The sequence below is a fragment of the Streptomyces sp. RFCAC02 genome, assembly GCF_004193175.1.
GTDB lineage: Bacteria > Actinomycetota > Actinomycetes > Streptomycetales > Streptomycetaceae > Streptomyces.
Map to the genome: position 1 here is coordinate 2,907,453 of NZ_SAUH01000001.1, position 13,844 is coordinate 2,921,296.

Annotated in this window: 15 protein-coding genes and 2 pseudogenes; 5 read left to right on the forward strand and 12 right to left on the reverse strand. The window is 73.6% G+C overall.

Features of this window, described 5'->3' with window-relative positions:
- Nucleotides 1-205 precede the first annotated feature (205 nt).
- Nucleotides 206-987 (reverse strand): annotated as a pseudogene (locus EMA09_RS13530) (AraC family transcriptional regulator).
- Nucleotides 984-1,385 carry a DUF5997 family protein gene (locus EMA09_RS13535; RefSeq protein ID WP_129841300.1) on the reverse strand — a complete coding sequence of 134 codons (402 nt, stop codon included), beginning with the start codon at nucleotides 1,383-1,385 and terminating at the stop codon, nucleotides 984-986. The pseudogene EMA09_RS13530 and the gene EMA09_RS13535 overlap by 4 nt, the downstream one beginning before the upstream one ends.
- 61 nt (nucleotides 1,386-1,446) lie before the next feature.
- Here EMA09_RS13535 and EMA09_RS13540 point away from each other — a divergent pair, with 61 nt between their 5' ends.
- Nucleotides 1,447-2,199, forward strand: coding sequence for a LysR substrate-binding domain-containing protein (locus tag EMA09_RS13540; protein ID WP_129841301.1), 753 nt, complete (start codon nucleotides 1,447-1,449; stop codon nucleotides 2,197-2,199).
- A gap of 20 nt (nucleotides 2,200-2,219) precedes the next feature.
- Here the strand turns inward: EMA09_RS13540 and EMA09_RS13545 are convergent, their stop codons facing one another.
- From EMA09_RS13545 to EMA09_RS13555, 3 genes are all read right to left on the reverse strand, one after another.
- Complete coding sequence (locus EMA09_RS13545; RefSeq protein WP_129841302.1) at nucleotides 2,220-2,630, reverse strand: PIN domain-containing protein; 411 nt, start codon at nucleotides 2,628-2,630, stop codon at nucleotides 2,220-2,222.
- Nucleotides 2,627-2,848: a type II toxin-antitoxin system VapB family antitoxin gene (locus EMA09_RS13550; protein WP_206305944.1), complete on the reverse strand. Its 222-nt coding sequence runs from the start codon at nucleotides 2,846-2,848 to the stop codon at nucleotides 2,627-2,629. The genes EMA09_RS13545 and EMA09_RS13550 overlap by 4 nt, the downstream gene beginning before the upstream one ends.
- Before the next feature lie 122 nt (nucleotides 2,849-2,970).
- Nucleotides 2,971-3,369, reverse strand: coding sequence for a Rid family hydrolase (locus EMA09_RS13555; RefSeq protein ID WP_129841303.1), 399 nt, complete (start codon nucleotides 3,367-3,369; stop codon nucleotides 2,971-2,973).
- Between the two features lie 96 nt (nucleotides 3,370-3,465).
- Between EMA09_RS13555 and EMA09_RS13560 the strand changes: the two genes are divergently transcribed.
- A complete protein-coding gene (locus EMA09_RS13560) occupies nucleotides 3,466-4,443 on the forward strand; it encodes a WYL domain-containing protein (RefSeq protein ID WP_129841304.1) in 978 nt (325 codons plus the stop codon).
- A 230-nt stretch (nucleotides 4,444-4,673) separates the two neighbouring features.
- On the opposite strand, the gene EMA09_RS13565 is transcribed toward EMA09_RS13560, so the two are convergent.
- Nucleotides 4,674-5,138, reverse strand: coding sequence for a DIP1984 family protein (locus EMA09_RS13565; protein ID WP_129841305.1), 465 nt, complete (start codon nucleotides 5,136-5,138; stop codon nucleotides 4,674-4,676).
- Nucleotides 5,139-5,250: 112 nt separating this feature from the next.
- Between EMA09_RS13565 and EMA09_RS13570 the strand changes: the two genes are divergently transcribed.
- Nucleotides 5,251-5,616 carry a PH domain-containing protein gene (locus EMA09_RS13570; RefSeq protein ID WP_129841306.1) on the forward strand — a complete coding sequence of 122 codons (366 nt, stop codon included), beginning with the start codon at nucleotides 5,251-5,253 and terminating at the stop codon, nucleotides 5,614-5,616.
- Nucleotides 5,617-5,626: 10 nt separating this feature from the next.
- Here the strand turns inward: EMA09_RS13570 and EMA09_RS13575 are convergent, their stop codons facing one another.
- Entirely contained in the window at nucleotides 5,627-6,664 is a 1,038-nt protein-coding gene (locus tag EMA09_RS13575) for a glutathione S-transferase C-terminal domain-containing protein (protein ID WP_129841307.1), read from the reverse strand.
- Nucleotides 6,665-6,839: 175 nt separating this feature from the next.
- On the opposite strand from EMA09_RS13575, the gene EMA09_RS13580 reads away from it, so the two are divergent.
- Together EMA09_RS13580 and EMA09_RS13585 are read left to right on the forward strand one after the other, a co-directional pair.
- Nucleotides 6,840-7,823, forward strand: a complete 984-nt coding sequence (locus tag EMA09_RS13580; RefSeq protein WP_129841308.1) for a glycosyltransferase family 2 protein — start codon at nucleotides 6,840-6,842, stop codon at nucleotides 7,821-7,823.
- Nucleotides 7,820-9,220 (forward strand): polysialyltransferase family glycosyltransferase, encoded by a 1,401-nt coding sequence (locus EMA09_RS13585; protein WP_129841309.1) that lies wholly within the window; start codon nucleotides 7,820-7,822, stop codon nucleotides 9,218-9,220. The genes EMA09_RS13580 and EMA09_RS13585 overlap by 4 nt, the downstream gene beginning before the upstream one ends.
- Before the next feature lie 25 nt (nucleotides 9,221-9,245).
- Here EMA09_RS13585 and EMA09_RS13590 read toward each other — a convergent pair whose 3' ends face one another.
- From EMA09_RS13590 to EMA09_RS13610, 5 genes and pseudogenes are all read right to left on the reverse strand, one after another.
- A complete protein-coding gene (locus tag EMA09_RS13590) occupies nucleotides 9,246-9,860 on the reverse strand; it encodes a DUF4865 family protein (protein ID WP_129841310.1) in 615 nt (204 codons plus the stop codon).
- A 96-nt stretch (nucleotides 9,861-9,956) separates the two neighbouring features.
- Nucleotides 9,957-10,765, reverse strand: a pseudogene (locus EMA09_RS13595) (phosphotransferase).
- 69 nt (nucleotides 10,766-10,834) lie between these two features.
- A complete protein-coding gene (locus EMA09_RS13600; protein WP_129841311.1) occupies nucleotides 10,835-11,923 on the reverse strand; it encodes an acyltransferase in 1,089 nt (362 codons plus the stop codon).
- A gap of 135 nt (nucleotides 11,924-12,058) precedes the next feature.
- On the reverse strand, nucleotides 12,059-12,841 hold the full coding sequence (locus tag EMA09_RS13605) for an ABC transporter permease (protein WP_129841312.1): 783 nt from the start codon (nucleotides 12,839-12,841) through the stop codon (nucleotides 12,059-12,061).
- Nucleotides 12,838-13,830 (reverse strand): ATP-binding cassette domain-containing protein, encoded by a 993-nt coding sequence (locus EMA09_RS13610; RefSeq protein WP_129844018.1) that lies wholly within the window; start codon nucleotides 13,828-13,830, stop codon nucleotides 12,838-12,840. The genes EMA09_RS13605 and EMA09_RS13610 overlap by 4 nt, the downstream gene beginning before the upstream one ends.
- Nucleotides 13,831-13,844 lie beyond the last annotated feature (14 nt).

Consider the following 13,844-nt stretch of genomic DNA (forward strand, 5'->3'; position numbering starts at 1 on the left):
CCACTTCCGCTGGATCGCTGGTGCCGGACCTCGCACGTCTGGGTCGCGGAACGCGGTCGTGGAGCGGTGCACCGGGGTGTGCAGGGCAGGTTAGGTAAGGCTTGCCTTGCCTGAGCACCTTATGAGACGGACCCGTATGTCGCAATCGACCCTTCTGGACAGCGACTGTAGCGATCGGGACATACGGGCGGCGGTGGAGCGCCGTTCAGCGGGCGCGGAACGCCCCGGGCGTCAGCCCCGTCGTACGCCGGAAGGCCGCCCCGAACGCGCTGGCCGACCCGTAGCCGACCCGCTCCGCGACCTCGTCGACCGCGAGGCCCCGCGTCAGCAGCCCGACGGCGTGCTGCGCGCGCACCGCCGCCACCCAGCGGGCGAAACTCGTGCCGGTCTCGGCGGTGAACGCGCGGGTGATCGTGCGGGCGCTCACGCCCAGCTCGGACGCCCAGTCGGCCAGCGCGCGCCGGTCGCCCGGGTCCCTGCGGACCGCGTCGGCGATGGGCCGCAGCAGGTCCGACACGGGGACCTGGAGCAGCAGCTCCCGGGGGACGGGGTCAGGACGTCGAGGACCATGGCCTCAGTCACCGTCCGTGAGGCGGCGGGGAGGCCGCGGTCGTTCAGCCGCGCGAGGAGCAGCCGCAGCAGCGGGGTGATCTCGACGCCCACCGGCGTGCCGGAGATCGACGTCGTGCCGCTCGGGCCGAAGAAGCTGGCGCGGAACCACGTGCCGGCCGGGGCGGAGCCGGAGTGCAGGGTGCCTGCGGGCATCCACAGGCCGAGGGCCGGGGTGACGGTCCACACGCGCTCGCCCACGACGGCCGTGGACGCGCCGCGCTCGGTCCACAGCAGCTCGTGGAAGGGGTGGGAGTGCGCGTTCCACGTGGTGTCGCGGGCCATCACCTCGTCATAGCAGTGGATGACGAACGGCACCTCGACGGCGCCCGCCGCGAGGACGGGCAGCGTGCGGGTCTCCCGGGTGGCGCCGCTCAGGAACGGCCCCCGCCGTCCTCGTCCTCGGCGGCGCGCTTCTCCTTCAGGCGGGCGGCCTCCTTGCGCACCTCCGCCTGCGTCTCGCGCTCGCGCCGCAGCCAGTCGGGGACGTCCTGCTTCAGGGCCTCGATCTGCGCCGTCGTGAGGGGCTCGGTGACGCCCCCGCGGGCGAGGCCGGCGATGGAGACACCCAGCTTCGCCGCGACCACCGGCCGGGGGTGCGGCCCGTCGCGCCGCAGCTCCACCAGCCACGCGGGCGGGTCCGCCTGGAGCGCGTTCAGCTCGGCGCGGGAGACGACACCGTCCCTGAACTCGGCGGGCGTCGCCGGGAGGTACACGCCCAGCTTCTTCGCCGCGGTGGCGGGCTTCATCGTCTGGGCGGTCGGGTTCGCTGTCATGCTGCCAAGGGTAACGAGCCGTGACGACGTCCCCGGCCACGGGCGGGGATAGCCTGGCGCCGTGACAGACTCCGACGCGCCCCGCACGTTCCGGCTCGCCTACGTCCCGGGCGTGACGCCGGCCAAGTGGGTGCGGATCTGGAACGAGCGGCTGCCCGACGTCCCGCTCGTGCTGTCCGGGATTCCCGCCGGGGGCGCGGACGGCGTGCTGCGGCGGGGGGAGGCGGACGCCGGCTTCGTCCGGCTGCCGGCCGACCGTACGGACCTCAGCGTCATCCCCCTCTACACCGAGATGACGGTCGTCGTGGTCCCGAAGGACCACGTGGTGGCGGCGGTCGACGAGGTGGCGCTCGCCGACCTCGCCGACGAGATCGTGCTGCACCCCCTGGACGACACCCTCCCGTGGGACCGCCCGCCGGGCCGCCCCGCCCTGGAGCGTCCCGCGACGACGGGCGACGCCGTGGAGCTGGTCGCCGCGGGCATCGGGCTGCTCGTCGTGCCGCAGTCGCTCGCCCGCCTCCACCACCGCAGGGACCTCACCTACCGGCCGGTCACCGACGCCCCCGCGTCGCAGGTCGGGCTGGCGTGGCCGGAGGCGGCGACGACCGACCTCGTGGAGGACTTCATCGGCATCGTGCGCGGCCGGACGGTCAACAGCTCGCGGGGCCGCCCGACACCGCCGCAGCCGAAGGAGAAGAAGCGGAAGCCCGAACCGCAGCAGCGCCGGACACCGGCCCGGGGCGGGCGCCGCGGCGGCGCGGGCGGAACCAAGGGCGGCCGCCGCGGCGGCGGAAAACCCGGCCGCCGCTCGTAGTGGCGGTGGCCCCCACCGGCTCAGGCGGCATCGTGAACGTTGCGCTCCGACAGTTCGGGAGCATGCCGTGCGACGACACGGTAGTCGGCATCGTCGTGCAGCACGGTCAGGCCGTGATGGGCCGCCGTCGCCGCGATCAGAAGATCGACCACCGACGCGCCACGGTGCTCCCCGGCTCTGGCCATACGATGCTGCATCGCACCGATCCAGCGTCCCGCGCCCTTCGGTACCGACGCGTCCGGGTAGAGGTCCGAGAACATTTCCGCGATCTCGTCGTATTCCCGGCTGTTCCGCGCGCTGCGCAGAAACTCCGTGCGCTGTGGGTAGCAGGACGCGATGGCGCCCACCTCGATGGCATCGTGCCACGCCGTCCGCAGCTTCGGCTCGCGGAGCAGCCGCACAAGGGCCGAGGTGTCGAGCAAATACATCACCGGGCGTGCTTCTCCGCCCGGTGCAACGCCTCCGCGTCCTCGACAGCGCCCCACTCACGCGCACGCTCGAAGTGGCGTCCGATCCGGGCGGCGCGCTCCTGCTGCTCGGCGTAGTACCGGAGAGCGATGTTCACCGCTTCCTTTTTCGTCCTCGACTTCGTCAGAGCCATGGTGCGCTCCAGGGCCTGATCATCCAGATCGATCTGTGTCACGGTCACCCGGACCACCCCCTTCGATGTACATCACGTCCATAGAAGCATACAAGGGCAACATGGATCGGGCCAGAAGAGGGGCGGGAGACCCGGCCGCCGTTCGCAGGGGCGGCCGGGGGGTGGGTGGGTCAGCGGGCGGCGATGGCCTCGACCTCGAAGAGGACGTCCGGAGTGGCCAGGCCCGCGACACCGATGAGGGTCTGCGCCGGCGGCTTGTCGCCCCAGCACTCCCGCACGGCCCCCGCGATCGGCCCGAGCCTGGTGACGCCGTGGTCCACCACGTACGTCCTGAGCTGGACGACATGGCCGAGGCCGAGCCCGTGGGCGGCCAGGGCGACGGCGATGTTGCGGAACGTCCGCGTCACCTGCTCGGCGAAGTCCGCCGAGACGACGGCACCGTCCGGGCCCGACCCGTACTGGCCCGCGACGAAGACCAGTTCCGAGCCCGCGGGGACGGCGGCGGTGTGGCTGTAGCCGAACGGGACCGGGTCGTGCAGGCCGTCGGGGTTGACGATGGCGTGGGCCATGGGGAAGCACCTCTCGTGCGACGGGTGTTGCTGCCGATGAGGAGCCTGTCAGCCAATCACGACATCAACTGTCGTGTATCGCGGTAGCGTTGCCGCGTGCGCGCCGACCGGCTGGTATCGATCGTGCTGCTCCTGCGGCAGCACGGCCGGCTGTCCGCGACCGCGCTGGCACGCGAGTTGGAGGTGTCCACGCGCACGGTGCTGCGCGACATCGACGCGCTGTCCGCGGCCGGTGTCCCCGTCTACGCGGAACGCGGCCGGTACGGCGGCTTCGCCCTGCTGCCCGGCTTCAGGACCGAACTCACCGGGCTCAATCACGACGAGGCGCTGGCCCTCGTGGTCGCCGGATCACGGCGCGGCGCGCAGGCGTTCGGACTCGGCACGGCGCTCGCCTCGGCCATGCGCAAGGTGGTCGACGCGCTGCCCGAGAGTTCCCGGGCCACCGCGGCCGGCGCGGCGCGGCGTCTGCTCATCGACCCGGACACCGATCTGCTCGCCCGCAGGTCCGACGCCGACGAGGTGCCCGACGCCGTCGTGACGGAGATACGGCGGGCCGTGTTCGCGGGCCACCGGCTCCGTATCCGCTACGCCGCCGCCGACCGGCCGCCGCGGTGGCGCACCGTGGACCCGATCGGCCTGGTCACCGTCCGGGAGAAGGGCTATCTGCTGGCGACGAGGTCCGGCGCCGACCGCACCTACCGGCTGGCCCGCGTCCTGGCCGCCGAGGAACTCCCCGAGCCGGCCGAGCGCCAGGACCGGGTCGATCTGGCCCGGGCCTGGCGGGACCGCGGCGCGCGGTTCCGGGCGGGCGGCGACCTGGTCACGGCACGGGTGCGGGTGGCCCCGGCGCGGCGGGAGGAACTGGTGGGCACGGCGCTGGCCGTCCACTCCGAGGAGACGGCGGCGGACGGCCGGCTGTGTGTCGAGGTGACCTTCCAGGACCCGAGGCACGCGGAGTGGGCGCTGTGGCAGCTCGGCACGGACGCGGAGGCCCTGTCCCCGCAGTGGCTGCGCGACGCCCTGCGCGACCGGGCCACCGCGATCGCCGCGCGCTACGGAGCGCCGGCCCGGTAATGACCGGCCGCGCGCGGAGTGCCCCTTGCCCGCCCTCGTCGCTCCGGATCTGCACGTGGTGATGAACCGTGCGGAGTGCACTGTCACCTGTGCGCCGTACTGGGCTGACGTGTGCCGTTGGGGAGTCGAACCCCGCACTGCCCTCAGCGCACCAGGAGGAGCCGGATGAACCGCCGGCCCGCGGTGTGTGCACGCCTCCGTCGCGACTACCCGCTCCGCTGCGCCGCCCGTCAGTCCTCCAGCAGGTCGGCCTCCCAGTTCGTGCGCTGGATGCGCATGTCCAGCTCGCGGATCTCGCGCGCCAGGACGTCGGCCCGGGCGCGGAGTTCGGCGACCGGCAGCTCCGTCAGCATCTTCAGTTCGGAACGGAGCTGGCGCGCCCCGCCCCGGCCCGCCGCCGCGTCGGCCGCGCCCGTCAGCAGGGCGTGGCGCAGGCGCAGCACGTCGCGGCGGGCGAGGGCGTCGGTCAGCGTGCCCTCGGGCGCCACGGCGACCGTGCTGTTCGTGCGGTTGATGCGGCGGATCAGCGTCTCCAGCGAGTCGAGGACGCCGTCCGCCTCGGCGAGGAGCGCGACCGGGTCCTCGGAGGGGGTCTCGCCCTCCTGGTGCCGGGCGTTGCCGATGACGCGGGCGCGGAGCTGTTCCACGCGACGTGACGCGTCGGCGCGCAGCGCGAGAGCTTCGGCGAGCTTCATGTCCCCTCCCCCTTCGCGATGTTCACGGACGTGGACGCCGCGCCAGTATGCGGGATGATGGTGTCATCGTCATCCGGATTCTCCGGAGCAACGGACAGAGGGAGGGGTCGTCATGGGGCTGTTCGGCAACGCGCACGCCGTGGACGCCGGCGAGGCGGAGCAGGAGTACGCGCGGCTGCTGGGCGAGGGGGAACGGGTGCACGCCGCGTACCTCCTCATCCGGGACACGCTGCTGTTCACGGACCGCCGGCTGATCCTCGTGGACAAGCAGGGCGTGACCGGCAAGAAGATCGAGTACCACTCGCTGCCGTACCGCAGCATCACGCACTTCGCCGTGGAGACGGCGGGGCACATGGACCTCGACGCCGAGCTGAAGATCTGGCTGTCGGGCATGCCGGTGCCGCTGACGAAGAAGTTCACCAAGGGCGTCGACATCTACGAGGTGCAGGCGATCCTCACGCAGTACGTGGCGCGGTAGGGAGCGCGGGTCAGGGGCGGCCCGGGGGCGGGACGCGTTCCGCTTCCGGGGCCGGTCCCGGCGGGGTGCCGTCGCCGAAGGGGCGGCCGCCGAGCTGTTCGCGGTGGTGGGGGGTGAGCCAGGCGGACAGGTCGGGGCCGGCGGGGACGATGCCCGTGGGGTTGATCCCCGTGTGCACGCAGTAGTAGTGCCGCTTGATGTGGTCGAAGTCGGTGGTGTCGCCGAAGCCGGGCGTCTGGAAGAGGTCGCGGGCGTACGCCCACAGCACCGGGTCCTCGGTGATCTTGTTCCGGTTGCACTTGAAGTGGCCGTGGTAGACGGCGTCGAAGCGGACCAGCGTCGTGAACAGCCGGATGTCGGCCTCGGTGATCGTGTCGCCGACGAGGTAGCGGCTGCCGGCGAGGCGGGCGGAGAGGACGTCGAGCCGGCCGAAGACGTCCCGGTACGCCGCCTCGTACTCGGCCTGGTCGGTGGCGAAGCCGGCGCGGTAGACGCCGTTGTTCACGTCGCGGAAGACGCCGTCCATCACCTCGTCGATCTCGTCGCGCAGCGGCTCCGGGTACAGGTCGGGGGCGCCGGCGCGGTGCAGGGCCGTCCACTCGGTCGCGAGGTCGAGGGTGATCCGCTGGTAGTCGTTGGTGACGAGCCGGCCGCTCGGCACGTCCACCACGGCGGGGACGCTGACGCCGCCCGGGTAGCCGGTGGCGCGCGCGTCGTACGCCTCGCTCAGGTAGCGGATGCCGAGGACCGGGTCGCGGCCGTCCGGGTCGAGCGTGAACCGCCAACTCCGGTCGTCCTGGATCGGGTCGGCGACGGCCAGGGACAGGGCGGACTCCAGGCCGAGGAGACGCCGCGAGATCAGGGCGCGGCTCGCCCACGGGCAGGCACGGCTGACGACCAGCCGGTAGCGGCCGGCCCCGACGGGCCAGCCGTCGCGGCCGTCGGCCGTGATCCGGTCGGCGAAGTGGCCGGCCGAGCGCTTGAACTTCTTGCGGCCGTACTCCGTGTTGCCGTCGCCGGCGGGGGTGCCGCCCGTGGGGTCGCTCATCCCGTCCCGTCCTCCTGCTCGCCCGTGCGCCGCGTGGGGCTGTCGAGTGCCCGTACGGGCCGCTTCCTACCCACGGCGCGGCGGGGGAAGTCGTCCGGCGAGGGTTCAGGCGGAGTTCACCCGGTCGTCGCGCGGCGTTGCCCCGCCGGGAGTGGACGGCGTTTACCGTCGCCGGGTGCCGCGCCTCTCCGTCATTGTCACCTGCCACAACGTGCAGGAGTTCCTGCCCACGACGCTGCGGAGCCTCGCCCGCAACGCGGCGCCCGGGATCGAGTTCATCGTCGTGGACGACGCGTCGTCCGACGCCACGCCCGACATACTGCGCCGCGTGGACGCGGAACTGCCGGAGGGCCGGGTCATCCGGTTCGATACGAACGGCGGCATCTCGCGGGCGCGCAACGCCGGCATCGACGCGGCGGGCGGCGACTGGCTCACGTTCCTCGACGGCGACGACTGGTACGCGCCCGGCTACCTGGAGCGGCTGCTCGCGGCGGCCGAGGGGCTCGGCGCCGACGTCGTCCGCACCGACCACGTGCAGGCCACGGGGCGTGAGCGGCTGGTCGTCCGGGCGCCGGCGCCGCGCCGCGGCGTCGTCCTCGATCCGCGCGACGGCATCAACCCGGCGAACGCGAAGACGATGGTGGACTACCCGTTCGTGTGGGCGGGCGTCTACCGGCGCCGGATCTTCGAGGACGGCCTGCGGTTCGCGCCCGAGCTGCGGACGGCGGAGGACCGCGTCTTCACGTGGCAGACGCACCTGCGGACGCGGAGCTTCGCCGTCGCCGGCCTGTACGGGGTCTTCTACCGGCGCGGCGTCGGCACGTCGCTCACGCAGATCAGGGACGAGCGGCAGCTCGACTTCCTGCCCGCGCACGACCAGATCCTGGCGGAGGTCTGGGAGCACCCGGACGCGGACCGCTTCCTGCCGAAGATCGTACGGACGTACTGCGCGATGATCGCCTTCCATGTGGGGAACTCATCCCGCTACGAGACGGAGGCCGCCCGGCGGCTGAAGCGCGAGGCGACGGAAGCGCTGCGGCGGATGCCGCGCGGCGTGCTGGAGCCGGTGATCGCGGCGATGGGCGACGAGCGCGGCCGCATACTGCGCCGGCTGGCCGGGCGCGGTCCCGGCGCGGGCCGCAGGACGGTGGCGGCATGAGCGACGTAACGGGTGCGAAGGAGCGGGGCGTGGACGAGCGGGCCGGGCGGACACAGCTCTTCGAGGTGTCCACGCTGTACGGCGCGGCCACCCTCGCCGCCGCGATCGACGCCGGCCTGTTCGAGCCGGCGCGGCGCGTCCTGCTGGTCAGCAACAACGCGACCGTCCCCGAGGCGGCGGCCGCGCTGGAGGAGATGACCGGCTGGGACCGGGTCGTCACGCGGTTCGACACCGTGGTGAGCTGGAACGACACCATCTACCCGAACCACCCCTCCCTGTGGGCGCCGGAGCCGGCCGACGTCCCCGTGTGGGACCGGCTGCTGCGCGGGGCGTGGGGCATCGGGGACGGGCCGCTCGACCTGGTGGTGGAGTCGGTGCACGCCAAGCCGGCGGCGGCGCTGGCCGAGATCTTCGCCGACGCCTCGGTCGAGGTGTACGCGGACGGGCTGATGAGCTACGGGCCGACGCGCGAGCGGCTGCAGTGGCCGACGGCGTGCCGCATCCGGCGCCTGCTGCACCTGGACCTCATCCCGGGGCTCGCGCCGATGCTGCTGTCGGAGTACGAGGTGCCGGCGCGGGTCGTGCCGGACGCGGCGTTCCGCGCGGTCCTCGACGAGATCAGCGGCGCGGCGGCCCCGGAGGCGCGGGAGGCCGCCCCGGCGGGCGGGCGTACGGCCGTCCTGCTGGGCCAGTACCTGGCGGCCCTGAACATCCTGACGGCCGCCGAGGAGGAGTCGCTCCACGAGCGCATGCTGCGGGGTGCGGCGGCCGCCGGCTGCGGCACGGTCGTGTTCAAACCGCACCCGACCGCCCCCGCCCAGTACTCGCGCACGCTGGAGAAGGCGGCAGCCGACGCCGGCGTACGGCTGACCGTGCTGACCGAACCGATGCTCGCGGAGACCGTGTTCGACCGTTTCCGGCCTGACCTGGTCGTCGGGTGCTTCTCGACGGCGCTGCTGACGGCGTCCGCGTACTACGGCGTCCCGATCGCCCGGGTGGGCACGGAGCTGGTGCTGAGCCGGCTGCGGCCCTTCCAGAACAGCAACCGCGTCCCCGTGACGCTGGTGGACGCGTTCCTGCCGGACCTGGAGGAGGAACGGGCCGGCCGCGTGGTCACCGCCGACACGGAGGCCGGCGCGGCGCTGCAACCGCTCGTGCGGGTCATCGGGTTCACGATGCAGCCGCGCATGCACGCGGCGCTGCGCGGCGAGGCGGAGCGGTGGCTGTCCGAGCACCAGGGCGGCCTCGCGGCGCGCTACGTGAAGCGGAGCCGCCTGACGGCGCTCGCGCTCCCCGGCGGCTTCGCGTCGGGCGTGGCGGGCCAGCTGCCGGGCCGCAGGGCGGCACTGCGCTTCGTCCGCAAGGTCCGCGGCACGGCGGCGAAGGCCCGCCGCTGACCCGGGCGGGGGCGGCGGGGCGGTGTCACCAGGTCGTGCCGTCGGGGAGTGCTGCGAGGCCGGGGGACGACAGGTGCAGCACCTCGTAGTGTTCGGTCGCCGTCCCGTCCTCGGCCGCCGTGTCCGCCCACAGGACGAAGCGCATCGACTGCCAGTGGGTCGGGTCGAGTGCCAGTGCGGCGGTGTGCACGCCGTCGTGGGCCGCCAGGGTGTGCAGTGCGGCCGTTTCCCGGGCGATCCATTCCGCCGGGCCGAGGCCCGTGCCGTCCGCGTCGCTGTCGGGCGGGGCCGCGGTCAGGCGGCGTGACGCGGCACGGGGAGTCGCGCGGCGAGCCGGTCCTGCGACGTGCGCGATGCCCGTCCAGTGGTGCACGGCCGGGCGTCCGAAGTCGCGGACGATGTTCTGGAAACCGCCGCCGCCGACCAGGAACGCGGCCATCGCGCCCGGGTCGTTCCACAGGTAGAACGGCGCGTACTGGTTGACCGGCGAGCCGCCGACGCCGCGTTCGCGGATGACGTACGCCTTCAGGCCGAGCCCCGCCCGGTCGTCGAGGACGTGTCCGCCGGCGGCGACGCGGTCACGGATGATCTCCATGTCGTAGTCGGCGGGCAGGGTGATCTCGTACTGCTTCGCGTACATGGGGAGCCCATTCCTGTCGGGGAGTTGTGCCGCGCCTGCAGTGTACATACCTGTAGGTACAGTGAGGGCGCGCGGGAATGCCGCGGCCGGTGCGGGTCAGCGCAGCAGGGCGTCCGTGAACGTCTCGCGGTGCGCGGTCAGCCAGGCGTGGACGTGGTCCCAGCGTGCCCAGCCGCCGCGTTCGGCGTGCACCCGGGTGTGGATCGGGTCGCCGTCGGCCAGGCGGGCGGCGACGAACGCCCGGCACACGTCGTGGGCCTGCTCCAGGACGGCGGGCAGCGCGGCCCGTTCCGCCGCCGGGAGGCCGTACGCGTCGGCGAGCACGCGGAGCCGCGCCGGCGCGTCGAGACCGGGCGGGTACGCGAAGGCCGACGTCTGCGGGGGCAGCAGGGGACCCAGTAGCGGGCCGTCATGGCGAAGTCCCAGACCGGGCGGCCGGGAGCGGCCATGTCGAAGTCGATGAGGGCGGCGGCGCGTCCGTCGCGGAGGACGACGTTCTCGACGCACACGTCGTTGTGGCACAGCAGCGGCCCGCCCTCGGGGTCGGCCAGGTCGCGGGGCCAGTCGGCCGACGGGTCGGGGGCGATGCCGGTGCCGGTGTCGTGCAGGCGCCGCAGGAGCCGCCCCACGGACGTGAGGACGGGCTCGTCCAGCGCCTCGCGGGGGAACGGCGGCAGGGCGGTGGTGCCGGGGACGAACGTCAGCAGCTCCCGGCCGCCGGGCAGCAGGGCCACCGGGGCGGGGGCCGCGTCGAAGCCGCGTCCGTGCAGCGCGCTGAGGTGGGCGTGGAGGGCGTGCGCGGTGCGCGGTGCGGGCCGTTCGACCAGGTCGCCGCGACGGATCACCGCGCCCGCGTTCGTCACGCCGCCCGCGAGGACCTGACCGCCGTCCGGATCATTCGTCACGGGCGGACAGGGTACGCCCGTACCGGCGGACCGGGGTGTCGAGTTCGCTGAGGTCCGCCGCGGCGCGGGTCAGCCCAGGATGCGGCGCAGGCCCAGGCGGCCCCACAGCATGCTGACCGCGTACGACAGGACGATGGTGACCGGCAGCAGGCCGAGGAACACGCCGGTCGTCGCGACGAGGCCGGCGTCCGTCGGGATCAGCGGGCGGACCAGTTCCTCGACGAAGAAGACGTGCACCATGTACGCGCCGAGCGCCGCTCCGGCGACGCGGGAGATGCGGGGCCGCCAGCGCTCCGGCACGCGGACGCGGCACAGCAGCAGCATCACGGCCAGCGTCAGCGCGGCGACGAACAGGTGGGCGTTCGGGATGACGTAGTGGATCCGCGTGTTGTACCGGATGATGCCGAGGACGGCGGCCGGTGCGACGAGCAGCAGCCACCGGCGGTGGCGGGCGGGCAGGCGGCGCGGCATGGACAGGACGAGCGCGCCGCCCACCGCGTACACCACGGAGTACGTCGTGAATCCCCAGCCTGTGGACGGGGCGTCGTGGCCGGTGATCTCGCCGAGGGTGGTGAGGGCGCTGGGCAGGCAGGCGATGCCGAGGAGCGCGGCGCCCGTCCCCCAGGGGCGCGCGCCCGCCTTCACCAGTGCGGCGAACGCCAGCAGCGCCACGATGGGGATGTACACGTACATGAACCACAGGTGGTACGCGGGCTGGATCGATCCGAAGAGGCCGCGCACCGCGAGGTCGGTGACGGGCTCGTCGTTCCGGCCGCGCAGCCAGGCCCAGCCCAGGTAGGCGGCCGTCCACAGGAACAGCGGCGTGGTGTTGCGGACGACGCGCTGCCACAGGCGGCGGCTGTCGCGGGGCGGCGCGCCGACGAGGACGGCCCAGCCGGCGATCGCGAAGAAGACGGGGACGGCGAACGAGCCGGCCGAGTCGCCCGTCATGCCGACCCAGTAGGCGGCGGATCCGTTGGCCGCGTCGCCGTCGACCGCCTTGAGGAACGCGGCGGCGACGTGGCTCAGGATCACCGTGCAGGAGGCGACGAGGCGCAGGAGGTCGACGTCGTGGCGGTGTTCCCGCGCGGGCCTCGTGCCGGGTGCTCCGGCGGCGGGCGCTGCGCCGGGTGCCGGCGTGGCTGCTGTGGTGGCCATGGTGCGCCACTTGTACACGGCGCGGCGGACTCCGATGCGCCGTAAGGGCGTCCGGGGGGTGAACGGCGGGCGCACGCGGCGTGGAGACGGGTGCGCCCCGCCACCGGCGCGCGGTGGCGGGGCGTACGGGGCGGCTCAGCGCTTGGTGGCGCCGTTGAACAGCGAGCGCGACCAGAAGTAGCCGACCAGCCCGATGCCGGCGCACCAGGCGAGGGAGATCCAGCCGTCGTTGCCGATCTCCGAGCCGGAGAGCAGGCCGCGCAGCGTCTCCGTCATCGGGGTGAACGGCTGGTTCTCGGCGAACCAGCGCAGGCCGGGGGACATCGACTCGGCCGGCACGAACGCGGAGCCGAGGAACGGGAGGAACTGGATCAGCAGCGGCTTGTTGCTCGCGGACTCGACGGTCTTCGAGATCAGGCCGAGCGCCGCCGACAGCCAGGTGACGGCGAACGCGATGGCGGCGAGGAGGCCCGCTGCCGCCAGCCACTCCACGGGGGTCGCGTCCGACCGGAAGCCGACGGCGAGCGCGACGCCCACGACCGGGACGGCGCACAGCATCGTCTGGACGACGCTGCCGATGACGTGCCCCGTCATGAACGACGAGCGGGTGATGTCCATCGTCCGGAAGCGGTTGATGATGCCCTCGGTCATGTCGGAGCAGACCGCGATCGAGGTCGACATGGAGCCGGCGGCCACGCCCATGATGATGATGCCGGGCGTCAGGTACTCCAGGTACACGTCCCGGCCGCCGCCCATCCCGGCGCCGATCGGGTCGCCGAACGCGTACACGAACAGCAGCAGCATCAGGATCGGCATCATGGCGCTGCCGAATCCCACGGCCGGGTAGCGGATCGCGTGGATCAGGTTGCGCCGCAGCATCGTCGTCGAGTCGTGCAGGGCGTGGGCGAGGGTGCTCATCGGGGGGTCTCCTCGGTGGGGCGCGGGCCGGTGGTGGTGCCGTCGCCGGTGAGGGCGAGGAACGCGTCGTCCAGGTCGGGGGTGTGGACGGAGAGGTCGGCGGCGCGGACGCCGGCGGTGCCGAGCCGGTCGAGCAGGGCGCGCAGCGCGTCGAGATCGCCGTCGCCGGCGACCCGCAGGACGAGGTCCGTGTCCTCGCGGGCCGCGTCCGGGAGGGCGGCGGCGGCGCGCCCGTACTCGTCGGGGTCGGTGAACCGCAGGCGCACATGGCCGCCGGGGACGCGCGTCTTGAGGTCGTCGGCGGTGCCCTCGGCGACGATCCGGCCGCCGTCGAGCACGGCGATCCGGTCGGCGAGCTGGTCGGCCTCCTCCAGGTACTGGGTGGTGAGGAAGACGGTGGTGCCGCCCGCGACCAGGGAGCGCACCATGTCCCACATCGTGCGGCGGCTGCGGGGGTCGAGGCCGGTCGTCGGCTCGTCGAGGAAGATCACCTCGGGGTCTCCGACCAGCGTCATGGCGAGGTCGAGCCGGCGCCGCATGCCGCCGGAGAACGTCGCGGCCCGCTTGTGCGCGACGTCCGCCATGCCGAACCGCTTCAGCAGCGCCGCGGCGCGGGAGCGGCCGTCGCGCTTGCGCAGGCGCAGCAGGTCGGCCATGAGGAGCAGGTTCTCCTCCGCGGTGAGCAGGTCGTCCAGTGCGGCGAACTGCCCGGTGACGCCGATCGCGGAGCGCACCCGGGCCGGTGCCGTGGTGATGCTGTGGCCCGCGACCTGGGCCTCGCCGCCGTCGGCGGCGGTGAGGGTGGACAGGATCTCCACGGTGGTGGTCTTTCCCGCGCCGTTCGGGCCGAGCAGCGCGAAGACCGAGCCGGCCGGGATGCGCAGGTCGATGCCGTCGAGGACGGTCTTCTCGCCGTACGACTTGCGCAGGCCGACGGCGGAGACGGCGGCCGGTGCCGGACGGCCGCCCGCCCGGGTGGACGTGGGCATGACAGAGGAAGGCA